This window comes from Ktedonobacter sp. SOSP1-52 (assembly GCF_016587395.1).
Genome location: NZ_BNJH01000003.1, coordinates 961,925 through 986,360 on the forward strand (window position 1 = coordinate 961,925; position 24,436 = coordinate 986,360).

General features: G+C 54.0%; 18 protein-coding genes, 1 other RNA gene and 1 pseudogene. 6 read left to right on the top strand and 14 right to left on the bottom strand.

From position 1 onward, the window contains the following. Positions 1–86 precede the first annotated feature (86 nt). Positions 87–578 carry a transcriptional regulator NrdR gene (nrdR, locus tag JMJ16_RS29680; protein WP_201386983.1) on the bottom strand — a complete coding sequence of 164 codons (492 nt, stop codon included), beginning with the start codon at positions 576–578 and terminating at the stop codon, positions 87–89. A gap of 86 nt (positions 579–664) precedes the next feature. After that, positions 665–931, bottom strand: a complete 267-nt coding sequence (locus JMJ16_RS29685; RefSeq protein ID WP_201379410.1) for a DUF6788 family protein — start codon at positions 929–931, stop codon at positions 665–667. 578 nt (positions 932–1,509) lie between these two features. On the opposite strand from JMJ16_RS29685, the gene hpf reads away from it, so the two are divergent. Then, positions 1,510–2,145, top strand: coding sequence for a ribosome hibernation-promoting factor, HPF/YfiA family (hpf, locus tag JMJ16_RS29690; protein ID WP_201387475.1), 636 nt, complete (start codon positions 1,510–1,512; stop codon positions 2,143–2,145). 155 nt (positions 2,146–2,300) lie between these two features. Here hpf and JMJ16_RS29695 read toward each other — a convergent pair whose 3' ends face one another. Genes JMJ16_RS29695 through JMJ16_RS29705 form a run of 3 tightly spaced genes read right to left on the bottom strand, consistent with a single transcriptional unit; the run spans position 2,301 to position 5,722 of the window. Further along, positions 2,301–2,948, bottom strand: a complete 648-nt coding sequence (locus JMJ16_RS29695) for a ClpX C4-type zinc finger protein (protein ID WP_201379406.1) — start codon at positions 2,946–2,948, stop codon at positions 2,301–2,303. Between the two features lie 30 nt (positions 2,949–2,978). Then, positions 2,979–3,914: a type 1 glutamine amidotransferase gene (locus tag JMJ16_RS29700; RefSeq protein WP_201387477.1), complete on the bottom strand. Its 936-nt coding sequence runs from the start codon at positions 3,912–3,914 to the stop codon at positions 2,979–2,981. Then, on the bottom strand, positions 3,911–5,722 hold the full coding sequence (locus JMJ16_RS29705; RefSeq protein WP_201387479.1) for a Mur ligase family protein: 1,812 nt from the start codon (positions 5,720–5,722) through the stop codon (positions 3,911–3,913). The genes JMJ16_RS29700 and JMJ16_RS29705 overlap by 4 nt, the downstream gene beginning before the upstream one ends. A 303-nt stretch (positions 5,723–6,025) precedes the next feature. On the opposite strand from JMJ16_RS29705, the gene topA reads away from it, so the two are divergent. Beyond that, positions 6,026–8,488 (top strand): type I DNA topoisomerase, encoded by a 2,463-nt coding sequence (gene topA / locus JMJ16_RS29710; RefSeq protein WP_201387481.1) that lies wholly within the window; start codon positions 6,026–6,028, stop codon positions 8,486–8,488. A 253-nt stretch (positions 8,489–8,741) separates the two neighbouring features. Next, positions 8,742–9,827, top strand: a complete 1,086-nt coding sequence (locus JMJ16_RS29715) for an isocitrate/isopropylmalate dehydrogenase family protein (RefSeq protein WP_374229128.1) — start codon at positions 8,742–8,744, stop codon at positions 9,825–9,827. Between the two features lie 89 nt (positions 9,828–9,916). On the opposite strand, the pseudogene glpX reads toward JMJ16_RS29715, so the two are convergent. Then, positions 9,917–10,865 (bottom strand): annotated as a pseudogene (gene glpX, locus JMJ16_RS29720) (class II fructose-bisphosphatase). Positions 10,866–10,939: 74 nt separating this feature from the next. Continuing rightward, positions 10,940–11,596: a guanylate kinase gene (gene gmk / locus JMJ16_RS29725; protein WP_201387485.1), complete on the bottom strand. Its 657-nt coding sequence runs from the start codon at positions 11,594–11,596 to the stop codon at positions 10,940–10,942. Positions 11,597–11,995: 399 nt separating this feature from the next. On the opposite strand from gmk, the gene JMJ16_RS29730 reads away from it, so the two are divergent. Next, positions 11,996–13,975 carry an NFACT family protein gene (locus JMJ16_RS29730; RefSeq protein WP_201387487.1) on the top strand — a complete coding sequence of 660 codons (1,980 nt, stop codon included), beginning with the start codon at positions 11,996–11,998 and terminating at the stop codon, positions 13,973–13,975. 39 nt (positions 13,976–14,014) lie between these two features. Here the strand turns inward: JMJ16_RS29730 and rpoN are convergent, their stop codons facing one another. Both rpoN and rnc read right to left on the bottom strand, forming a co-directional pair. After that, positions 14,015–15,487: an RNA polymerase factor sigma-54 gene (rpoN, locus tag JMJ16_RS29735; RefSeq protein WP_201387489.1), complete on the bottom strand. Its 1,473-nt coding sequence runs from the start codon at positions 15,485–15,487 to the stop codon at positions 14,015–14,017. A gap of 172 nt (positions 15,488–15,659) precedes the next feature. Then, positions 15,660–16,343 (bottom strand): ribonuclease III, encoded by a 684-nt coding sequence (gene rnc / locus JMJ16_RS29740; protein ID WP_007905931.1) that lies wholly within the window; start codon positions 16,341–16,343, stop codon positions 15,660–15,662. A 414-nt stretch (positions 16,344–16,757) separates the two neighbouring features. Between rnc and rnpB the strand changes: the two genes are divergently transcribed. Continuing rightward, an RNA gene (gene rnpB, locus JMJ16_RS29745) (RNase P RNA component class A) lies at positions 16,758–17,167 on the top strand. A gap of 109 nt (positions 17,168–17,276) precedes the next feature. Here rnpB and JMJ16_RS29750 read toward each other — a convergent pair. Both JMJ16_RS29750 and JMJ16_RS29755 read right to left on the bottom strand, forming a co-directional pair. Then, complete coding sequence (locus JMJ16_RS29750) at positions 17,277–17,477, bottom strand: hypothetical protein (protein ID WP_007905871.1); 201 nt, start codon at positions 17,475–17,477, stop codon at positions 17,277–17,279. A 288-nt stretch (positions 17,478–17,765) separates the two neighbouring features. Beyond that, entirely contained in the window at positions 17,766–18,914 is a 1,149-nt protein-coding gene (locus JMJ16_RS29755) for a glycerate kinase (protein WP_201387491.1), read from the bottom strand. Positions 18,915–19,045: 131 nt separating this feature from the next. Between JMJ16_RS29755 and JMJ16_RS29760 the strand changes: the two genes are divergently transcribed. Then, positions 19,046–19,948 (top strand): cytochrome c oxidase assembly protein, encoded by a 903-nt coding sequence (locus tag JMJ16_RS29760; RefSeq protein WP_201387493.1) that lies wholly within the window; start codon positions 19,046–19,048, stop codon positions 19,946–19,948. 107 nt (positions 19,949–20,055) lie between these two features. On the opposite strand, the gene JMJ16_RS29765 is transcribed toward JMJ16_RS29760, so the two are convergent. The 3 genes from JMJ16_RS29765 to JMJ16_RS29775 form a co-directional block, all read right to left on the bottom strand. Then, positions 20,056–21,810: an oligosaccharide flippase family protein gene (locus JMJ16_RS29765; RefSeq protein ID WP_201387495.1), complete on the bottom strand. Its 1,755-nt coding sequence runs from the start codon at positions 21,808–21,810 to the stop codon at positions 20,056–20,058. An 83-nt stretch (positions 21,811–21,893) separates the two neighbouring features. Continuing rightward, positions 21,894–22,358: a hypothetical protein gene (locus tag JMJ16_RS29770; RefSeq protein ID WP_201387497.1), complete on the bottom strand. Its 465-nt coding sequence runs from the start codon at positions 22,356–22,358 to the stop codon at positions 21,894–21,896. A 168-nt stretch (positions 22,359–22,526) separates the two neighbouring features. After that, positions 22,527–24,098, bottom strand: a complete 1,572-nt coding sequence (locus JMJ16_RS29775) for a glycoside hydrolase family 3 protein (RefSeq protein WP_201387499.1) — start codon at positions 24,096–24,098, stop codon at positions 22,527–22,529. Positions 24,099–24,436: the final 338 nt, after the last annotated feature.

Consider the following 24,436-nt stretch of genomic DNA (forward strand, 5'->3'; position numbering starts at 1 on the left):
TGGGCCAAACTATTTCTAGGAGGTGAAGTGATGGGTCCAGGCAACCACAGGCTGCCTGGACCCATCACTTCACCGTACTCTATAGCTTATTTTTGTCGAGATTGATCCTGCGTATCAGTCTGTGGGGTTGTGTCGCGATGCAACAGCTTTTGCATCTCTTCAAACATTGTTTCCACATCGGTAAATGAGCGATAGACGCTGGCAAAGCGAATATATGCGATTTTATCGAGATGTTGCAGGTGCTCCATAACCAGTTCGCCGATAACGCTACTGGCAACCTCTTGTTTGCCGGAGCGATCAAGTTCTTGTTCAATTTCTTCGACCGCTTTCTCTATTTCGCTAGCTGGTAGCGGTCGTTTTTCGCAGGCTTTGCGCAGGCCTGCATAAAGTTTTTGCCGGTCGAATGCCTCACGTCGCTGATCGCGTTTGATGACCATCAAAGGTACTTTTTCAACCCGCTCATAGGTGCTGAAACGCCCTTTGCAGTGCTCGCATTCGCGGCGTCGGTGAATTGCGTCACCGATGTCACGAGAGTCTTTTACGCGAGATTCGCCACATCCGCAATAAGGACATTTCATGGTATGTCCTCCAATACTATTTTGTGTGTAATAGGCATATTTTATCACAACCTGACGCATTGGAGGATATTCTTAGGAGACATTCCTTAGCGAGAGCGGGCCGTAGCCAGTTTTTGCAGACGTGTGTCCGCATTTGGCACGTTTGACTCAGTCTGTTCATCAGGCTGCTGCTGTTGTAATTGAGGATGGACCTTCCCCACATAGCCTGAGCGTAAGCGCGAGCCCTCACGCCAGTAGGCATACCAGTAGGGACCATGGCCAGGGCCATTGCGACAGGTGCTGCACGAAGCTTTGCCACATTTACGATACTGCAACTGATAGGTAATATGCTGATCGTTTGGTATAGCTTTCATTGATCAACGCGGCGCTTCATCTCCTGCCACCAGTGCTCCCTTGCACGTAAACGAGAGACATCTTCTCTTGATCGTTGTCTATCAATCTGGCTAGGATAAGCGCCGCCTCTCCTTTCATGACACATAGACCATCGCTATGATGGCACACCTTTTGCCACGTTTCCGGAAAAAATCGCCAAATGTGTATGTAAGTCTTTAATATAATAACATTATGTCCTGAACATTGTATGAATTCATGCCGTGCAAATATGAAACATCGTTCATCAAATGTTCTGCGATGAAAACAAATTATAGTATGAGAAAAGTGAAAACATATTAAAAACCTATAGGTATTTGTTACATTTTTTTTAGCATTGCTCCAGGGGAGGGCGTGAGCGGAAGTTCTCGTGCTTACGGGGCTCTCGGAATTGAGAAAAGCTAAACGTAGCTTTTTAAAAGGCTTCTTGGTAATTTTGCTGCAATATGTTTCTTTTCTCTTTGGGAAATGATGTATAATATGTCTGTACATCTACCTTCGGCGAGAATCTTCTGTTCCGTTTGTTGTGTTGTGTTGTAGGATCGGAAAGAGGAAGGACACTATGCAGATCATCATCAAAGGCCGACAGATGCACGTCTCCTCACAGTTGCGCCAGCGTATTGAGCGCAAAATTCAGCGCCTCTCCCGCTTAATTGATGAGGACGTACTTGTGCAAGTTACGGTTGCGGAAGAGCAGACCAAAAGCGCACAGGATCGCTTCTCAGTACAAATCTCCCTTCCCGCACATGGACATGTGCATGCCGCGCGTAGCGAGGAACGCGCCCCCAACGCAAATGCAGCGCTCGATATTGCTATAGATAAAATCGAGTATCAACTTGGTCGTGAAAAAGATCGTTTGACGCGACGTCGCCAGCACCAGACACCTGGGATTAAGACGCTTGAACTTTCACGTACCGGGCGGCTCTCTTCTCTTGAAGAGGAGCTACACTCTCCTACAGAGGAGCCTGCTATTGACCAGCTCATGATGGAGGAGCAAGAGAACGAGCAGATCTGGTCAAAAATTGTTGAGATCAAGAGCCTACCAACCAGGTCGATGACCGACAAAGAAGTAATTGCGCTGATGGAGAAGGATGGCGTTTCGTACTACCCGTTTTATAATGAGGAGACCAGTAGCGTTAATGTGATGTATCGCCTGGAGCAGGGCGGCTATGGCTTGTTAATTCCAGCTATGGAATAAGGGCTGGTCAGTGCCATATACAAAGGCTTTACAAAATCTACTTTCAACGTACGTTTTCGCGCCTATGGCGCTTACAAGAGCAAAGGATGTGGGTGTGGTGAGGGGCAATTGCCCCCTCACCACACCCACATCCTGTATTTAGCAGCATCGGACCTCTAGGGAATGTGGACTTCAAATTCCCAGGGAGGCAGAATTGGCGTCTCGAATTGACCAAGGGGATCGGCTGCTCGCACAAGTAGCTGCTTTACCTCTGGCTCTGGGAGCGGGCGGAATCGCGCACTTCCCTGGTACACGGTATGCTCTGGATCATTGCCCAGGTCTGTGCGGGCCACGATCATGCCTCCACGATCTCCGGCCCATTGCGCGCCAGTGTCGGCATGCAGCGAGAAGATGAGGCGTGGCACGAAGGCGAAGCCAGCAGGGAATGGAGGGCGAATCCAGAGATAATGGATTTCAAAGTGTTGCGCATAATAGCAGAGCTGCTGGAGGAGCAGCGTCATCCCCTGCTGCTTTTGCTCAACTTCGAGCGTGATGACGCGATGTGGCTTATGCTGGGGGGCAGGCGGAGCGCTCTCCTTATCAGGAGTGGGCGTGGTTTGCGGGGCAGCAACGACTACTGGAGGGCGCGAGGCCAGTTCCAGGGCTTGAGGCGAGAATGGAGCAGGGTCCTTCAATATTTCATTACACAATTGTAGGCATTCATCGCAGATGTAGGCTGCTCCAGGTCCTGCGACAAGATGCTTTACCTCTGAGGCATGGCGTCCGCAAAACGAGCAACGCGCCAGAGACCGATCTGTGCTCATAACTCCATCCTTAGTGACGAGGAGAAGCACCTACTCCTGTATATGGGCGCGTATGGTGGCTGCGGCGGCATGATGCAGGCCAAGACGCTCAAGAATATAGGCGTGGGCTTCCCACTCCAGTCTATCATCCAATGGTGCGAGTTGGAAGGAGGGAGGCGAGAGCGGTTCCTCCTCCATAACTGCCGCCACCATTATTGATTCTCCAGATGTTTCTCCAGACTTTTCAGGGAGAGTCGCCGACGAATAGCCATTGCTCGCGGAAGGAGCCTCGGCTACAACGCGGTAATATTCGCCACCATATTTACGTTTGAGTGCCAGTGAGAGTAAATGGTCCGCGAAGTGCGGATTTTTGGGCAGGAGTGAGCCATGCAGATAGGTGCCATAAGCGTTGCGGTAAATGGCTCCCTCGGTATGATCCTCGGCGTTATTGCCAGAGCCTTTGAGTACTTTTCCCAGGGGTTTGGCCGTACCCAGGTAGGTGCGACCACCATGATTCTCAAAGCCCACCAGTGTGGAACCATTCCAATTGAGAGCAATATCGCCAATACAGCGAGGGACGCGTTTCCCCTTGTGCAGGGTCCAGGCATCAAAAACGCCCAGCCCACGCATGTCTGGCCCCTCCGCGGGTCGATAGTAGTGCGCCAGCAGCTGAAAGCCGCCACATACCGCAAGAACAGGCATATCATCTTCTACGGCCGCCCATAAGCCGATGCCTTTGAGATCATAGAGATCCTGGGCAACGGGCGCCTGTTCTTTATCCTGCCCGCCCCCGATAAAGAGCATATCATACTCATCGGGAGCCAGGGCATCTCCAATGCCCAAGCCAACAACGCGAAGTTCAATGCCGCGAGCCTGGCACCGGCGTTGAAGCGTCATAATATTGCCACGGTCACCATACAGATTCAATTGATCTGGATAGAGGTGCCCGAGGGTCAGCGTGAGAGGCTTGACGGAAGCGTGCGTCATGCGTCTCTTCCTTCCCAGTAGCGGGGTGCGAGGCCCTGCTCTTCTAAAAGACGATGAATTTCTAATAATCCAGTATACGTTGGAACTACAAACAATGTCTCCCTCTCAGGTGTTTGCTCCAGGGCAATGCGTATTGCTTGTTGAACACCATAGACACGTGTGGAGGGGCCAGCAGGGTAACTCTCGCTCCCTTCTGCTTGTCCTTTCGCACGTGAGCGTTTGCGCCTGGACATATGTTTCTCACGCTCCGCGCGTAGTGGCGTGGAGGGAATAAGCCTCATCTGCGTTTCGGCGATGCCAGCGTACTTGAGACGGAGCATCAGATCGCGTGCGCGCGTCCCTGAAATGGTGACCGAGGCAACATTGCCCACAGCCCTCTCAAAATCTACGTCCCAGATCCAGGAAATATCTCGCCCGTCCGCGGTGTTATCATTAAGCACAAAGAACACATGCCGCTTATCTGGAGCTGGCAATGAAGTCACTTCAGTTGGCTTCTCTGGCTGGCTGGATTCAACAGTGGTGCCCGTTGTTGTTTCGCCTGCGTGTGTAGAGTGGGTTATACTTACCTCGGTAGTAAGTGCCGTATGCTCCTCTTCTCTTGTAGGACTAAAGAGGGTTCTCAGCACCTCATTGAAACCAGTTGGATTTTTGGCAAGCAGCAAGCGAATGGTGCGTCCTTCGACATCAATGCTTTCGCCCCGGCCAAAGACCGGCTTGAAGCGTTCAATACCCGTTTGCATAGGTATCCAGGGTAAGTTGATGGCCTCGGCAACTGCGATGGCGCCTAGCGTATTATAGATATTGTAAATCCCAGGCAGTGGTACGACAAGTTCATGTTCTGTGTCACCAATGGCGATATGTAAACGCTGGCGGTCGAAGCTTTCGGGCTGGATTTTTGTGACCCGTACCTGTGGCTGCGGACGCGACCAGTCCCCATTAGGGCAATGGTAGTGCCCAATATGGCTATAGAAACGTGCGTCATAGACATATTCCTCGCCACATAGGGGGCAGGTGCGGCTATCAATGACCTGGTGTTGCTCATTCTCCTGCTTGTGGCTCAGGTCCAGAGAGAGATCATCAACTCCATAGTACACGACCTGTCCCGCGAAATCTCTTCCCAACTGCGCCGTGGTTGGGTCGTCGGCATTTAAGACCAGGATGGTACTTGTGGGCAGGTTTTGCAGCGTCTTCTGCCACTGACTGGAGATGCTGTCAACCTCGCCATAGCGGTCCAGTTGATCGCGAAAGAGGTTGTTAAAGAGGAGTACACGCGGGGTGATGGCCTGTGTGACCTGGGGGAGCGTGGCCTCATCGACCTCCAGAATGGAGATAGCCTTGCCAGAGCGTTTGAGCTTTCCGCTCGGGAGGGCACGGATGACCAGGGAACTGGCGATGCCGCGCATCAGGTTGGAGCCTTCTTTATTGTGCCAGACGCGCAGACCCGCATCGCGGATGATGTTCGCGATGAAGCCACTCGTCGTTGTCTTACCATTAGTACCAGTGACAATGATACTGCCATGTTCAAGCTGGGTTGCCAGGTGTTCTACAATACCTGGATACATGCGCTGAGCCACGATGCCAACAATGCTCGTGCCTCCACCGACATGGAGACGGCGACTGAGGGCGCCCGCGGTGCGGCCCGCGACCACGGCCAGTCCTGCGCGTAATTGCTTACCCTGAGACCTGGTTGATAGCTGACTCTGTAGGTTACGCCGGGTCCGGGTAAGCGATGTGCGATTCGCGGTCTCTTCTCTTTCCGATGTGTTCCGCTCCTGTTCCACTGGCTGAGACGATTTATTCTTTCGCATATTCTCCCTCCGAGTCAGCGCTGTGTATTGTATCTTATTTATAGTATGGCTGAATGCAGAATAGCATGTAAGTTCCTTGGGGGTCAAGAGATGGCCCTCTTGCCAGAATGTGGTATGCTTCTTAAGAAAATTTTTGCGGTTACCCGACGATTTTGCTAGTATAGGGTAGCGACTTGTCAGACTATGCTATTCTATGCTTTGGAAATATTCATCAGGTATTTGCGTGTTTCGACTGAAGGAAGATTGTTGTGCATGGTTTATGGTAGTCAAGCTGAGAAATAACGAAGGTCGGGGATAAGGTCGATGGCAAAGAAATTAGTGATTGTAGAGTCGCCAGCCAAGGCAAAGACCATTGAAAAATTCTTGGGGCGAGACTTCGAGGTCCGGGCCTCAATGGGCCATATTGTTGATTTGCCGAAAAAGGGGTTGGGAGTTAATACGCGCAAAGACTTTACGCCCAAGTATGAGGTGATCGAGAAAAAAGACCGCCTGATCGATGAGCTTAAGGCGGCTTCCAAGCGCGCGGATGAAGTGTTCCTTGCGCCCGACCCGGATCGTGAAGGCGAGTTTATTGCCTGGTCACTCCAAAATGTATTGGGCTTGAAAAATCCTCATCGTGCGGTCTTCCATGAAATTACCAAGCGCGCTGTGCAAGAAGCTATCAAGCAGCCGCGCCGTATTAATGAAGATCTGTTTAACGCCCAGCAGGCGCGACGCGTGCTGGATCGCCTGGTCGGGTATAAAATTAGTCCCCTGCTCTGGCGGCGTGTCCAGTCTGGTACCAGTGCTGGCCGTGTCCAGTCAGTCGCCCTGCGCTTGATCTGTGATCGCGAGGCCGAGATTCAGGCCTTTGTGCCTGACGAGTATTGGAGCATTATTGCGACGCTCAGTAAACAGCAGCGTCCCGAGCGTTTCGAAGCATCATTGATCGCGCGCTTAAATGACCTGGAGGCCTTGAATGCCTCTGAGTCGTCAACTGAGGGCGAGGAGAGTCCTGCCGCTGCCAGTGGCAGCAAGGCTGTGAAGAAAGGCCGTATCAAGGTCTCTTCTAAAGAGGAGGCCGATACGATTCTCTCCGATCTCAAGGGCGCGACCTATAGTGTCCTGAAATATGAGGAGCGCGAGCAGCGTCGCCAGCCACCTTTCCCCTATACGACCAGTACTATGCAGCAGGATGCCTCTTCGCGCCTCTATTTTAAGCCGAAGCGGACGATGAGCCTGGCACAGCAGTTGTATGAGGGTATCGAACTGGGCGAGCGTGGGCACCAGGGCTTGATTACCTACATGCGTACAGACTCAACACGTATCTCTGACGAGGCTCAGAAGATGGTGAAGGGCTTTATCTCGCAGGAATACGGTCAGGAGTATGTCGGCGGAGGGCGCACCAGCAAGGCCAAGGCCACAACGCAGGACGCGCACGAAGCCATTCGCCCAACCGATGTCTCGCTGACACCAAAGAGCGTGAAGTCCTACCTCTCGCCCGAGCAGTATAAGCTCTATACGCTGATCTGGAATCGCTTTGTTGCGAGCTTTATGGCTCCCGCCATCTTTGATACCGTGCGTGCGGATATTGGTGCCAGGCAGTACGTCTTCCGCGCGACGGGTTCGAACTTGAAATTTCCGGGCTTCTACGCCGTCTGGCCGCGTGAGGAGGACGAGAAACTCTTGCCAACTATGAAGGTTGGCGAGGACCTGGATTTTCATGGGCTCAAACCGGAGCAGCACTTTACGCAGCCCCCGCCCCGCTTTACCGAAGCTAGCCTGATTAAAGAGCTTGAGGAGCAAGGTATCGGGCGTCCAAGTACCTATGTCCCGATCATTAGTACGCTTCAGGATCGTGGCTATGCGGAACAAGAGCAGCGACGCTTCATGCCGACCTGGTTAGGTGCGACGGTCAATGAGGTGATGAATAAACACTTCCCCGACATTGTCGATACCAACTTTACCGCGGATATGGAGCGTAAACTCGACGATGTAGAGGAGGGACGCCGTTCCTGGATCGAGTTCCTGCGCAACTTCTATGGCGATTTCAAGGTCACCATGGAAAAGGCCGAAGCGGAGATGGATAGGGTGCAGGCTCCGGTTGAGGAGATGGATGAACTCTGCCCCGACTGTGGACGTCACCTCGTCATTCGTAACGGGCGCTTCGGGCGCTTCATCTCTTGCTCTGGTTTCCCTGAATGCCGCTATCGTCGCTCGTTTGTCAATAAGACTGGGGCGCTCTGTCCCCAGTGTGGTGGCGACCTGGTAGAGCGCAAGACGAAGCAGCGCAAGCGGCTCTTCTACGGGTGCAACAATTACCCAACCTGTAATTTTGCCATCTGGGAGAAACCCGCGCCCAATCCCTGCCCCAACTGCGGTGGCCTGATGGTAATACCGAAGGTTGGCCAGGACCCTGTCTGCTATAACGAGGTCATCCTGCCCCAGCGGAAGACGGAGGAGCAGCCTACACCCGATGGCTCAGCCGCCAAAAAGACGACTGCGACGCGGAGTAAAAAATCGGCTGCCAGTGCGGCCTCGACTGAGGATGAGGCACAGGCGAGCGCTAATGGCAAGACCGCCACGCGCAAAAAGACCTCGGTGACCACCACCAGGAAAGCCACCAGCACAAGCAAAAAGACGAATACCACCGCCAGTGTGAAGAAAGCACCGGCTAAGAAAGCCGCAACCAGGAAAACCGCTGCCAAGAGTTCTACGGCCAAGAATACTACGACCAAGCGTGCCACGGCGGCCAGCAAAAAAACAGCGACCCTCCCCACGGAGTAGCCAATGTATACCACGCCCCCAGGAGCAGGTATCCGCCTGCTCCTGGGGCGCTTTCTTTTTTATAGGCGCGTGGACGGCACTCATCAGCCTTCCCCGAGCAGGGTATGCATGACCTTTGTGAGGCCTTGATGGGTATTCTGCCTTTCATACCAGAGATCGCCTAAAAGTGATATAATCACAGAAAGTTGACATATTTTGTGGAATAAGATTCCACCTTTCTGGATGGCATTTTTGTGGAGGACTATTCATGCCCATGCCGCACACCGTAACCTTGATACCGGGGGATGGCACAGGTCCGGAAATTACAACAGCTACAAGGCGCGTGCTCGAGGCCACCGGGATCGAATTTGAGTGGGATGTGCGTCAGGCTGGAAGCGAGATGCTGGAGAAGCAGGGGACGGTTCTGCCTGATGATGTGCTAGAATCGATTAAGCGGACGAAGGTGGGATTAAAGGGGCCAATCACTACTCCTGTAGGGCGCGGTCAACGCAGCGCGAATGTGACGTTGCGCAAGAAGCTAGATCTCTACGCGAACTTGCGGCCCGCCAAAACCTATCCTGGCCTGCGCTCGCGCTATGAGAATATTGATCTCGTCATTGTACGCGAGAATACGGAAGACCTCTACGCGGGTATTGAGTTTCAGCGTGGGACATCGCACCAGGAAGAGTTATTAGAGCTTATTGAGCGCACCACAGGGCAGAAACTCGATCCTCATTCCGCGTTGAGCATCAAGTATATCTCTGTGCTGGCGACGCGACGCATTGTGCGCTTCGCCTTCGACTATGCGCGTACCAATGACCGGCGCAAGGTCACGATTGTGCATAAGGCAAACATTATGCGCCTCTCTGATGGCCTCTTTCTCGCGACGGCTCACGAGGTCGCGAAGGAGTATCCCGATATTCAGCACGAGGATCGTATCGTGGATAATATGTGTATGCAACTGGTGCAGAAGCCAGAGATGTATGATGTGCTTGTATTGCCTAACCTGTATGGTGATATTATTTCAGATCTCTCGGCAGGCTTGATTGGTGGCCTGGGAGTGGCTCCTGGGGCGAATATTGGGAGCCAGTATGCGGTGTTTGAGCCGGTACATGGGAGTGCGCCTAAGTATGCGGGTCAGAATAAGGTCAACCCGATGGCGATGATGTTTTCCGGGGTCATGATGTTGCGGCACCTGGGCGAGAAAGAGGCCGCTGTGCGCCTGGAGAAGGCCTTAATGCAGGTGATCGCGGAAGGAAAGTATGTGACCTATGATCTCAAGCCACGCCCAGACGATCCCACGGCGGTGGGAACATCACAGGTTGCCGACGCCGTCATTGAGCGCTTGCGCCGCCTGTAGAGACAAAAGAGTGTGATGCGGCATTCACTGGAGTGGGTGTGATACGGGTTGGCTGCCTTCGGCAGCCAACCCGTATCACACCCACAACTTTACTGGGCCTGGCTGGATTTGCGCCACTTGTGGCGGGCCTGGATATAGCGAACCGTGCCAGAGCGGGAACGCATCATCACGGAGGAGGTGCGTGCGCCCCAGCCGAAATACTGGACGCCATCGAGCAGTTCACCCGTAGTAATGCCTGTGGCCGCGAAGGCCACGTCGTTGCCCTTGACCAGGTCATCGGTGCGATAGATCTGGCTGAGATCAATGCCATCGGCCTTGAGCTTCTCACGCTCCTGGTCGTTGCGTGGCCAGATCTTACACTGAATCTCGCCCCCGATACATTTAATAGCAGCCGCGGCGAGAACCGCTTCAGGCGCGCCACCAATACCTAGCAAGACGTCGATACCGCGGTAATCTTCCATCGCGGCCTGGATGGCGGCGGCGACATCACCATCACCAATAAGGCGAATGCGAGCCCCCACTTCGCGTACTTGGCGAATAATCTCAGCGTGGCGCGGGCGGTCCAGGATGGCCACTGTCAGGTCGTCGATGCGTGCCTCGCGTGCGCGCGCGATCCTGTCCAGGTTGACTGCGACGGGCGCATTGATGTCGATAGCGTTGCGCATGGCGGGTCCGACCGCGATCTTCTCCATGTAGAAGACTCCAGGAGGGGCAGAGTACATCGTGCCACGTTCTGCTGTCGCGACCACGGCCAAGGCGCCAGGCAAACCGAGCGCCAGCAGGCGCGTGCCATCGACGGGATCAACGGCGACATCTACTTCGGGCTTATGCCCATTGCCGACGTGCTCGCCGATGTAGAGCATGGGGGCCTCGTCTTTTTTCGCCCTCGCCGATGACGACGACGCCGTCCATATCGACACCATCGACGGCATGACGCATGGCATCGACGGCCGCCTGGTCTACCATCTCTTTATTGCCTTTACCCATCCAGCGACCAGCGCTCAGGGCAGCGGCTTCAGTGACGCGTATCAATTCCATGCCCAGGTTGCGTTCGCGTGTCCCGGACTGTTCAAAACGTTCTTCCAAAGCAATCCTCCTTCTATTGTCAGGTGCTAAAGCGTGACATATCTGGGTTGTGTGCGACAGTGCTCAGCAAGTATAATGGCGCGTACCTGCTCGACAGCTTTGTCTAGATATCCCTGGCGGTTCTCTACGACATAGTCATAGTGATCGCGTTGTGCCAGTTCTGTTTGAGCATCAAGAAGACGACGTTGTCTCTCATCCTCTGTCTCTGTCTGCCGCCTGGTCAGGCGGTAGGCAAGCTCTTCAAATGAGCCGGGAACCAGAAATAGAAAGATTGCTTCAGAAAGCTTGTGGCGAATGGTTGCCGCTCCCTGAACATCTATCTTGAGCAGGACATCACGCCCTTGACTCAGATGGTCGCGAATCTGTTGCTTGGGTTGTCCGTACCAGTTACCATGTACGTTGGCATACTCAAGTAATTCATCATTGGCTACCAGTTGATCAAATGTGTCTTGGTTCACAAAGTGATAAGGGTTGCCCTCGCTCTCCCCGGCGCGGGGAGCACGTGTGGTAACGGACGCCACCACGTGAAAGTCCATCCCTTGCGCTTTGAGCGCTTGAATAACCGTATCTTTTCCTGTCCCTGAGGGGGCTGAAAGCACAAACAGAAGACCACGTTTATGAGAGGTATAGAGATGTGATTTATCAGATGGTTGAGGTACGGTAGAACCTGTCTCAATATGCATGTTTCTCTTCCCGGCAGATCTGGATGTTTTGAGGGTTGATGTACGAACAGCCAACACTTTGTTATACTGTGGTGCATCAGCGAGCGTATTTTGACAGTGGTGTCTCTACCCCTCTACAATAGCTATTCGGCAAGAGGCGATCACCACTAAAGTGCAACGCTCATTACTACTGATCCGACACCTTGAGCGTGCTTGCCGTACCATCGCTTGCCCCCGAAGGGGGTTAGGTGGTCCCCGAATGGGGAAGCGCTAGTCACGCCAGTGACGTTGGGTCTCGGAATAAGAGCTTAGTGATATTGTACAACACGAAGCAGGCTGCACCAAAGCAAAAATGTGCTTGCCTGTTCATTGCTGCTTGCTTGTTTTTACGCGCAGCAAAAGTCTAGATTGGAACGTCGTATGCATGTAGATGCCATGACCCTGGCGGCCGTCGCAGATGAGTGGCGTATGCTGCTGATGGGGGCGCGTATCGATACTATCATTCAGCCTACTGAGTATGCGTTGGCGTTGCAGTGCTATGCCCCCCGTCCCCAGGGGGAGGAGCAGGGAGGCGGACGCAACTATTGGGTCTATTTCTCTGCCCATCCCCAACTGGCGCGTGCGCATATCACGGCGCGTAAACCCCCTCGCATCGCCAGCGAGCCGCCTGCGTTTGTGATGTTGCTGCGCAAATACCTGGAAGGCGCACGTATTGAAGCGGTCAAGCAGCCACGTGGCGAGCGCGTGATTGAGATTATTGCGGGCTATCGCAACTCGCCCGAGAGCGAGGAGCGTACGCGCTTCCGCCTGATCATTGAGATTATGGGGCGTATCAGTAACATTGTCTTCTGTGACGAGGGGGGGATGATCCTGGGTAGCCTCAAGCGTGTAAGCGCGGAGGTGAACCGCTATCGCGTGATCACGCCGAATGTCCCCTACGTCGCCCCACCACCCCAGCAGCGCACCCTGGCGGGTCAGACGTTGCCGCGCCTCGATCCTCTGACCGTGACGGCGGCCCAACTGGCGATCTGTGCCGCTGAACAGTCAGAAGAGGCGAGTACAGAGCAACAGAAGAAGCGTAAGAAGGGGCCAGCGAAGGCGACTCTCTGGCAATTGCTGACGCGCCACCTGGAGGGATGTAGCCCGCTGCTGGCCCGCGAAATGGCCTACCGGGCGACAGAGAACGCCGAGCTGCCGGTCGAAGAGACCAGTGAGGCAACCTGGGAGGAACTGGCCTGGGTCATTCGTGATCTCTCCTCGCTCTATGAAAGCCATCAGTGGCAGCCGCAACTGGTGGTGCGTGAGAAGGCAGGCGAGGGGCTGGAGGCCCGCGAAGAGGTTCTCGCCTTTGCCGCCTATCAACTGGAGCAATACGCGACCCGTGAAGATGTCACCTTCCGCTCGTCGCCCTCGATCAATGTCGTACTGGACGACTATTTCGCGCGCGCCGAGTGGCGGGATGCCATGGACGGGGTTCGCTCACCGGTGCGCAAGATACTCCAGACGCAGCGTGATCGCTGTGTGCGTAAGGCGGAACTCCTGCGCCAGGAGATGGCCTCCTCCGAAGAGGCGGCGCGCTATCGCCTCCAGGGTGAATTGTTGCTGGCTCACCAGCACGAGGTGGTGCAAGGCCAGGTGAATGTCGAGCTGGAGAACTATTTCGAAGAGGATGAGAGCGGGAACGTACCCAGGGTGAGTATGACCCTGGACCCCCGTTTTGATGCTGTAGGCAACGCCAACCGCCTCTTCAACAAGTATCACAAGCTCCGGCGCGCCCTGGAACTCCTGCCGGATCAGATCGAGCAGAACAACGCGGAGCTGGCGACCATCGAACAGCTCTTGCTGGATCTCTCGCTGGCTGAAACGCCCGCTGAGGTGGCCCTGGTGAAGGCAGAGGTCCAGGCGGCGGGCTACATTCGTGGAAAGGCTGCCCTGGACAAGAAGGCTTTGAAGGCGGCGAAGAAAGGCAAGCCTGCCAAGGGAGGCAAAGGCGCCAAAGGAAAGGCCGCCGCACCTGGTGGTGGTGTGCCGCTCTCCTTCCAGAGCCGCGAAGGCTTTACGCTCCTGGTTGGGAAGAACAGCCGCCAGAACGAGGAGGTCACCTTCCACCAGGCGAGCGGCAATGATGTCTGGCTGCACGCGCGTGGTGTGCCGGGGGCGCACGTCATTGTCAAAGCGGCCGGGCGTGAGATTCCACGCAGCACGATTGACCAGGCCGCGAGCCTGGCGGCATATTATAGCCAGGCGCGTGGTATTACCAATGCCCCGGTCGACTACACGTTGCAGCGCCACGTGCGCCATATGAAGGGTGGTGGTCCCGGCATGGTTGTCTATGAGCGTGAGCGAACGCTCTACGTCGATCCTGAAAGCGCTCAGGGATTGCTCGAACGCGCGAAGTAACGAGAGCGCCACATGCAAACGTATTCAGGAACCCGGCATTCATAGGTTCTTCACGGGAGCGCGATTGCGCTCCCGTGAAGAACCTATACCCATCTCCTCGCGATACTTGGTTACGGTACGCCGGGCCATGGGAATACCCTGGGCGGTCATCAAGCGTGCCAGTTCATCGTCGCTATAGCGGTGGCGCGCCTCCTCAGAGTGAATCAGTTCGCGTAACATGTCCTTGACTCCCAGCGAGCCATCGAAAAAGTCTGCCAGGGGGAGCAGACGCCCATTAGGGAGCAGGGCGTATTTATTAGCTGTCGCGCGGCTGACGGTGCCTTCATCCAGGCTTAAGCGCGTCGCGACCTCTGCGCGTGTGAGTGGCCGGAGGTAGCGCACCCCTTTCTCGATAAATTCGCGCTGGTAGTTGACGACCAGCTCTGCGACGCGGCGCAACGTTTGCCAGCGGCGTTGGACGCAGTCAATAAAGAACTTTGCGCGGTCGTTATGGTAGTGTATGTAGCGTTGCACATCGTTGCTGGGGGCCTCGCTGGTTGGGAGGGGATAGCGTGAGCCAATCGAGAAGTGATAGCGTCTCTCTTCCACCAGCTCAATTTCAAGACCATTTTCTCCCTGGCGAATGATGATGTCAGGACGAATATAACTTGTGCCATGACTTGAGCGTCCATAGCTTTGGGTCACGCTATAGGTCTGTGCTGGATAGGGGTGGAGTGTGGTGCGGATATAGTGATAGGCCTCTTTGACACTCTCCTCGGGAACCTTGAGCTGGCGCGCAATCTCGTGAAACTGGTTATGGGCCAGTTGGTCAAGATAGTGGGTGATCAGCGTCTGGGTTAGAGCGGGTGCATCATCGACCTCTGCCAGGGCCTCCAGTTGTAGGAGAAGGCATTCGCGTAGATCGCGGGCGCCAATTCCCAGTGGTTCGAGTGTCTGAAGCTGTTTGAGGACATAGCTCACGCGCGTTACAGGCACTTCGAGATGGGTAGCGATCTCCTCAATGGAGACCTCCAGGTAGCCTCGCTCATTCAGATTGCCAACAAGCTGCTCGGCGATTAAGGCATCCTCGGGCGCGATCAGTGCCTCTAGCTGTTGCAGGAGGGTCTCGCTCAGGGATTCATTGGTCGCGATCCTTGCCATGGGATCAAAGGCGTCCTCGTCATCAATGGCCACGAAGCCGTAGTTATCAATATCAAAGAAGGTATGTTGTTGATAATTCCAGTGGGCGCTCTCGGGCGAAAGGAGAGGTCCCTCGGTCGTGGTGGAGGGTTGCTCCTGTTGTATGAAGTTGCCACACGCGGCGCATACCTGCCCATACTGGCTATACAGGGGGGTGCCACAGGAGAGGCAGATGCGTTGTTCTTTCACCGAGAGTGCGGGATTCTCTGCCTGTTCCTGACTGACTGCATGTTCAAGCTCTTCAGAAGAGAAATGTAAAATTGTGCTGGATGTGATGAGCTTTGCGTTGACGCGGACGACCTGTTCTGGCCTGGGTGTCGGCTCTAGTCGCATACTCTGCCCTACTTCCCCTCTTACTTCTTCTCCGAAAACCCTGAGCGCGCTTGTCCCCGAATGGGGGTTTGGGTTTCGGAATAAGATCTCTGTCCGGCGACGGACGGGACATAGCACGTACCTCTGCGCTTCATTGCGCCCTGGATGGGTAACGGACTGACTGGTTACTTCGCTATGAGATCCATCCCCGGCTGAGTAAAGCCTGGCGTGCGGCCTCTTGTTCCGCAGATTGTTTATTGCGCCCCTGGCCTCGTCCCGCGACCTGTTCACCAAGGAGTACCTCGATAGTAAACTCGCGGTTGTGGGAAGGACCTTCCTGATTGACAAGACGGTAGGATGGGGTAATACCGTCATGAGCCTGCGCAAGTTCTTGAAAGAGCGACTTATTATCCTTAAAGAGGCGATTCCTGACGATAGTGTGAGCCAGAGGTTCAAGGCGTTTGAGGAGGAATGTCTGCACTGCATCCAATCCCTGATCGAGATAAATCGCGCCTAGTAGGGCCTCGAACGCTGAGGCAAGGACGCGTTGACCCCCACCGCTATGTTGCTCCCCTTTGCCCATAAGCAGGAAATTGCTCAGGTTAATGTCACGCGCAAAGTTCGCCAGCGTCTCGGTGCGCACCAGGACTGCACGGGCATCGGTCAATTCGCCCTCCGCCAGGTCGGGAAATGTGCGGTAGAGAAAGTCTGCGCTAATGAGAGCGAGAATGGAGTCTCCCAGAAACTCCAGGCGTTCATTTGAGCTTCTCCCTTCACCCGCTGCCTCGTAAATATAGGAGCGGTGGGTGAGGGCAAGGGTGAGCAGATTGGGATTATGAAATTGTATATCGAGAATAGCTTCCAATTCTTCGTGCATTCATATACCTCTAGCAACACTTGAGCCTCATCATGCACTTTTGTATCAGTATCGCGACGATGTGCCAGAATGAAACTTTGGGGACCAGGGACAACGATATCCGGGTCCCCTATATAATAAGTTATTCACCGCTGACATTTTAGCGCGTTTTGTGCCAGTTCGCAATGCTGTTCAAGGCACTCTATCCCCATGGTCGTCATCTTAACTATGCTTGTCGTAAGGCTTCTTTGCCTTCTGTGAAGAGCCTTGGATCCATCTATCTCCATGTGGCTGATATTCCCATAGCAAGCCGCGCTCCCTTCCGGGTCAGATGTGGTGCGTAAAAAACTGGGCAGCGCCCAGTTTTTTACGCACCACATCCCTTTACCCCTGGACGATCCAGGAGAGATATGGTACTCTGTACGACGGTGGATTTGAGGAAGCCTGGCAATCGCGTGTAGCATACAGCTATGCGAGGAAAGTCCGAACTCCACAGAGCGGGATGCTGGCTAACGGCCAGTGGGGGTGACCTTAAGGAAAGTGCAACAGAAACATACCGCCTGTGCTCAGCGCATATGTGAGGGCACAGGTAAGGGCGAAATGGTGAGGTAAGAGCTCACCAGCAGCCGAGTGATCGGCTGGCTGGGCAAACCCCATCCGGAGCAAGACCGAGCAGAGGGGATAGTTTCCTCGCACGTCGAGGAGGCTAGCAGGTGGCTCGTCTGTCAACCCTCGGGTTGGTTGCTTGAGATGCTGAGTAATCAGTGTCCCAGATAGATGATTGCCACCCGTGTAATCGAGAGGTTGCGCGGGAACAGAATTCGGCTTATGGCTTCTCTCAACTCCACACGCACAAAACAAGAAGGCAGCGGAGATTATATCTCCGCTGCCTTTCTTTGAGTTCTAGGAAGCAAATTTATGATGAAAAGCCGTGTCCTGATCGTAACCAGGTCTTTAGCGACTCATACGGTTGTGTTCGAGTAACCAGCGAATAAAGTTGAGGCGCCGACTCTCTTCAAGCATCTCGCGGTACTCAATCTGCTCATCAACATGATCACGCATGAAGAGGAGCTTACGGGCCTCGGCTTCACTGAAACCGGCAGACAATAGACGCTGAATATCCGAAGCACGTGTGGTGTAGGACTGTTCTGGCATAACATGCTCCCTCAATCAATAAGAACAATGGGACAAACTACGATGGCGAACATTCCTGGTTGGCATCGGCCTCTCTATTCATAATTACATTTCGTCGATCCCATCGAGAGATAGGTGGAACTTAGTGAGGCTAATGGTAATAAAAAGAACAATACAACTAGAAAATGTGTACGTATACGAGGGATACCTCATTGTACCACGATTTTGCTTTCTTGTAATAAGACGTCCACAAACCAGTATTTTAGTAATAGCAATTTGTAATAGCAATTTTGAGATCCGGCCCCGGTATTATTTGTTCGTATAGTCTTGAGCGGTTCGGAAGAGGCGGAGGGCGCGTTCAGTCGCCTCCCGTGCCAGCTTATAGGCATGCTGCATCGCATATTCAAGCGTCATGGGACCATCAGGAATAAGTATCAGGCCATCTATGCCAAGCTGATAGACCTCTTGATAATTTTCGCCCAGGCCACCCGCCAGGACAAGCACTGGGAGATGATAGCGTTTCGCCAGTTGGGCGACCGCACCTACGCTTTTTCCGTATGCTGTTTGTCCATCAAGGCGCCCCTCGGCGGAGATGACAAGGTTCGCCGAGGGGAGATACTGCTCCAACGCTACAGCCTCCAGGACAATCTGTGCCCCCGGACGCAAACGCGCCCTCAAGAAGGCAACCAGCCCCGCGCCCATACCCCCGGCTGCTCCTGCGCCGGGCAGATCCTTCACCCCAATGCCTAGATCACGTTCGATGATCTCCGCATAGTGCGCTAACGCGCCGTCAAGTTCCTCAACCATGGCGGGATCGGCACCCTTCTGTGGACCATAGATCGCTGAGGCCCCTTCTGGCCCACAGAGGGGATTGGTGACATCACAGGCCACATCAAAGGTACATTCCTGTAGGCGCGCATCCAGGTTCTCAATATCAATATGATGTAGCCGCCGAAGTGCAGCTCCGCCATAAGGAAGCTCTTGTCCTTGCCTATCCAGCAAGTGCACGCCCAGGGTCTGAAGCATGCCCGCACCTCCATCGTTGGTGGCGCTTCCCCCCAGACCAATAATAAAATGGCGGCAACCCGCATCGAGGGCTGCACGAACCAGCTCCCCCACACCATAGGTCGTCGTGATGCGTGGATCGCGTGCCTCCGCCGCAACCAGGGGCAGGCCCGCGCTGGCAGCCATCTCTATTACCGCAGTCTGCCCATCACCCAGTAACGCGTAAAAGGCCTTGACCGGAGCACCCAGTGGACCAGTCACCGTGTGCTCTATGATGCGGCCACCCGTTGCATCAGCCAGCGCCTGGGCTGTCCCCTCGCCACCGTCCGCGATGGGAATAATCTCGATACTGGCCTGGGGATAGATGGCTCGCGCGCCTTCTGCAATGGCTTGCCCGGCCTCAATAGCGCTCAGGCTCCCTTTAAGGGACTGTGGTGCGATTACAATATGCATTGCCTCTGCCTCTCTTGACGTACTTTTTTCAGGGTAGTGATTTGCATGCACTATGTCTCTGCACTATACTACGAGGTGGTGCAGACACGTCGTTCTGTTGCTAGATGTTAGCTTTCTGGAGATTTCTCACAATGGTGCAAGCATGGTCCTGGAACATTCCTGCTCTCTGTATTCTGCTTCTTCTCACGATATTCTATGTTGTAGGCGTGGTACGTCTACGACGTCTCTCTTTATCTGAAGCGCACGCCTCTCCGGTCAAGGCGCGCCATATCATCTTTTTTGTGCTGGCATTGGCCTGTTCAATCGGAGCGTTCTTTTCGCCCATAGATGCTATCGCGCGTACGCAGCTCTTCTCGGTGCATATGACCCAGGTGGTGATCTTGATCACCCTCTGCTCGCCGCTTTTTATGGCGGCCTGCCCCGAAGAGATGTTGCGTCTCCTGTTCGCATTGCCTCCTATGCGTGTGCTGGCGCGGGTTCTCTTGCGCCCGCTCACGGCTTCAATTCTCTTCAACCTGATCTTCTTATTATGGCATACGCCGCTCTTATATAGCAGGAGCGTGACCAGTGCTGGGGGTTATCATGGCTGGTTGACCCTGGTTTTTGTGGCCTCGTTCTTAAACTGGTGGCCCCTCATTGGTCCCATGGTGGGCCAGCGTGCTTTAAGCCTGCCTATGCAGATGTTGTACGTCTTCCTGGATGGGCAGCCAGTCGATATCCTGGCCTTTCTCCTGGTGGTGACCGAGGTCCCAATCTACTCTCACTATATCATCCCCTATCAGCTTGGACTCTCGCCCTTTTCAGACCAGGCTGTAGGCGGCTCGATCTTGCTTATCCCGGGCATTGTCGACTTAATTGTGATGTCGCCGCTCTTTATCCGCTGGCTCAAGACGATCGAGCAGCGCGCGCGCGAGCGAGATCTGCAACGCCAGGCCGAAGAAGAAGAGTATGAATACGTGGATGAGTGGGAGGAGGAGGAGGAGGAGGAAGCTGGAGACGTGGCACATAGCTCGTCACCACGCCTGGCAGAGTAAGCAGACTGGCAACGGTAGCGGTGCTCCAGGGCCAGGAATAGGATTTAGGACTGAAAACGGGAAGCCTCTACACGATCGCGTAGAGGCTTCTCTTTGTATACGCCGTTTTAGCGTGCAAAGTGACGCAGGTATTTGACCAGTCCCGGCTTGATGCTCTTGAGGAGTGTGATGTCCTGCTGATTGAGTGGCTTGAGGAGGCTCAGGATACCGATACAGCAGGCGAGGAAGAGTACACCTGAGATTCCCAGCGAGCCAAGCAGGACCAGGCGGTTACCGGGCTGCCAGAACAGGGTGAGCCAGAGCGTGCTGGGAATTGCGGCCAGCACCAGCGAGGCCAGGAAACGTAGTGTAAAGGCCAGGGGATACTTGCGTGGCAGATCTTTGCGCAGAAAGAAGAGCATCAATAGACCTGTGGCGAGGCGTCCCACGCCATCGGCGATCAGCGCGCCAGCTGCTCCCATATGCAGAAGTCCGATAAGAATCGTGCCCATCACAATGACGATGCCCAGCCCTATCCACTGACTGAGCACAGCCAGGGGGGCTTTTCCGACGACGTAGAGCGTGGGCTGGTGAATATATGTTCCCAGGACGCGCATCAGCAGGTTGAAGAAAACAAAGATGCCGAGGAGCAGTCCCACATCACTATAGCGCTGGGAGTAGAGCGCGGTGGCCAGGTTATTGGCGCTAAAGAGACAGAAGATGAGTCCTGGAGCGGCCAGGAGGGTCTCGATTTTTATCAGAGCCTGCCAGGAGAGGGAAAGACGCTCATGGTTCTTGCCAATGAAGGCCGCCGCCAGGGCCGAGCCTGCGACGCCACCAAAACCGGCCACCAGCAAGAGATTTGCGGCATCCGCGAGCTGGAAGGCCAGGTTAAAGTAGCCAATTTCGATCAATCCAACCGCGAAAATTTTCAGCAGATTGATAGAGATCTGCTTGAGTAGCGCGCCCGAAACCAGGTTAGTCAGCCAGGCATTCATCCCAAGAGTGAACAGCGGACGTAGTGGTTGCTTGTAAATGCTTTTAACGCTGTCAGGGGCGCCTCGCTGGAAGAGGAAAGGCGTCAACCAGATAAGGTAGCCTACCATTTGGAGCAGCGAGACGATGCCCAGCATCCACAGCACGCCATTGACTCCCCAGCCCAGTTGGAGCAGGATATAACCAAAAATGAGCAGCGCTACCTGGACCAGGCTGCCAAGGATAAAGACAATGCGCATGCGCATCAGGCCAGTACAGAGCGCCGTTAACAGGCTGGCGACGCTGCTACCAAAAATATAGATGGTCAAAGGAGCCAGGTTGGTGCGCAAATAGGGGTCGCGCAGGGCTGTGACCGTCCCCTGGCTGCCTGGAATGTGCAATTGATCGATGAGTGTGGCCAGAACAGGCAGGCTGTAGAGCAAGAGCGCGCTCACTACAATCAACACCAGGATACGCAGGCCCACAAGACGGCGAATAAGCCAGCCAGCCGAGGCACGCCCATGCTCGGCAAAAACGCGAGGGATATAGGTATAGGTCGCATCCTCAAAGCCGAAAGCCACTATATACAAGATCGTGTTATAGGCCGTGGTAACATCTGCATAAATACCATACTGCTCTTTGGGAAGTTTACTCGTCAAAATAATAGTCAAGAGGAACCACGAAATATAGACCCATAAGCCATAAGCCTGGTTTAAGAGATAACTATTGGGTGTGCGTTGTAGCAAGCCCCTGGCCTCTGCCTCCGTTTGCGCCTGGTGAGCGGATGCCAATGGCTGCTCATGTATGGGCGCCTGGCCTATCTGAAGTTCTGCTTGCTCCTCCTGCTGATGAAATTCCTTTTTCGCATTTTGTTCAGAGTGTGTTGCTATGTAGTTTTTTTCTTCCATTGATGTCAATAGCTCATGCTGCGATAATGCGTTTAGACGTATGAGTCGTAAACGTTTGAACGTCGTCTTGTGCATGATCTATTTTATCTCAATTTAAAGATTTGTCTTGCTAACCAGCCCATACTTCCCAATGCCGCGAAGAGTTCCAGCACACTGACATTTTCGGTTACATGGTCGGTTGAGACAAGATAGAAGATTCCTACTTTTGAGGTTGCGGCAATCAGAAAAAGCCCCAGGCCGATCCAGGCGGGCAGGGTCGCGGAAAGCAAGGCCTTTTGCCAGTTGCGGCAGAGAAAACCAATGATCGCGGGAAGGAGATACAGGAGGGCCGTAATCAGAGGCGCGATGGAGGCCGGAAATGGACCATTGAGTGCCGCCCCACTCGATTGGGGGAGCAAGCGTGTCCATAACTGCGCCGGAATAAGCGCCAGCGTCACAATAATAGTTTCAAGGACTACACAGGCAATAATGGCTGTGTCTATATATTTTTCTTTGCTGATCTTTTGCGCTGCCCTTTTCTCTGGCGCCCTGGTACTGGTGCTAAGCATAAAAGAATCCCTTTCACAGGTGTATTCTGTAATCCGATGCGCACATCTTTGGCATGGCTTCTCGCGCCTGTGGCGCTCGCCTGGGTAGTGGATGTGGTGCGTACTGGTGATCTGCCACCACCAGTACGCACCACATCCACTACCCAAATACATTACATAAGAGGTCAGTTAGTTTTTGGGTAAGGCAAGAAGCCCCATCTGATACTTCATGAGCAAAATACGGCGCACAGAGTCATCGATGTGCTGCTGGGTAATGGTGCCATCATGGAGCGCTTGCTTAATACCTTCAATCATGGAGGTGACCTGGCTGGCACTGGAGGCGCCCATCAGCAGGTCGCAGCCTGCTGCGATGGCCAGAGCGGCTGCCTGAGACTGAGAGACGTAGTTCGTGATGCCTTTCATTGTCAGGCTATCTGTCATAATGACGCCCTTGAAGCCAAATTCATCGCGGAGGATATTCTTGATGACCTTGGGTGAGAGCGTCGAAGGCTGGGTTGGATCGATAGCGTCGAGAATCTCATGGGTGACCATGATGGACTGGACCTTGTTTTGCTTGATCAAGGCGCGGTAGGGCGCCCAATCGACCTGTTCGAGCTCACTCTTCGAGGCGGTAATTTGCGGGATAGCAAAATGAGGATCAGTTGCCGAGCGGCCCAGGCCGGGGAAATGCTTGAGGGTGCCGACGACCTTTCCCCCTGCCTGTAAACCATCTAAATACGCGCCAGCCATCTGCGTCACCTGTTCTGGCGTGGTGCCAAAGGTTCGCTGGTCAGTATGCATTTCAGAATAGGGCAGCGTATCAACGTCGACGACCGGAGCTAGATTCATATTGATGCCATAGGAGAGCAGGTCCTGGGCGTCCTGCTGGCCCGCTGCTTTGGCCTTGGCTGGATCATTGGAGGCTCCGATGGTGGCGGCGGAGGGTCGCATTCCATCAAGTTGGGCTAAGCGGTCGACATAGCCACCCTCCTGATCGATGGAGACGGCCATGGGGATGGTACTATTGCTCTGCATCTGCTGGATGAGCCCCTTGAGCTGGCCTTTATCGATGATGTTGCCATTGGCGTAGAAGATCAGTACCGCCCCTACTCCATACTGACTTACCATCGTACTAATGTCTGATGCGTAGGTCGCACCCGTAAATTGCACCAGCATCATTTGACCAATTTTTTGCTCAATCGTCATGTTATGTAGAATTGTGTCAATATACTGCTGAGGCGTAATGCTTACATGCTGCTGGTTTTTCTGATTGGTCTGCAATTGCTTATTAATAGTGTGAAGTAGGTCAGGGTTATTGGCGCTGACGGGATCTCCGAGCAGTGAGGCCCAGCCCTGGGGACCCGCAAACTGTGCTCCACCCAGGGAGAGCGCATGAAAAAGCACGATGAGTAGCAAAGGGAGGAGGATGGCCACTTTGCGCCAGGAGAATGTTCCGCCAGATGGAGAGGAGGGAAGGGACGGCGTTTTGATGGTTTCCAGGGTTGCGAGTCGCGTTTTATGTTGTGCGGCGGCTACTTTGTCTTTAAAGCGTGAAAGCGCACCGGGGCTTGCCGGGCGAGGAACAACAGGGTAGACATGGGTATCAATTTCATCTGGACCCGTTGCTGGCGGCTGTGCGCTAGCCTGAAAAGCGGGCCGCATCTGTGAACTGGCATTATTTCTTGTTGGCACTGGTATCCCAGGGGGGGCATGCTTGTGTGACGGCTGTCCCTCTAATGGCCGGGAGTTCATATGAGGCATAAACGGGCGAGCCCTTTCGCTAAAATCTTTTTCTTCGTAAATAGTAGTATATAATACTATAAATATGAGAAGCCCGAAAAAGGTTGCTCTATTATCTCTAACGCGCCTATGCGTCTGATGGTCTCAGCAACATAGAGGACCAGCCCTGTAGACATCGATGTCTAGCATGCGAGTTTAGTGCCATCCCTGAGATGCGCGAGAGATTGCGAAAAGGTAGCTCTTTGTCCCCTATTATAAAGATCGCTTCAGGCGGATATTTGTAACACTCTTTTCATGATAATGCTGGTGACAACGTGTACGTTTGGCAAACTCAGGAAGTGCGACCGGGAGATGCTCGC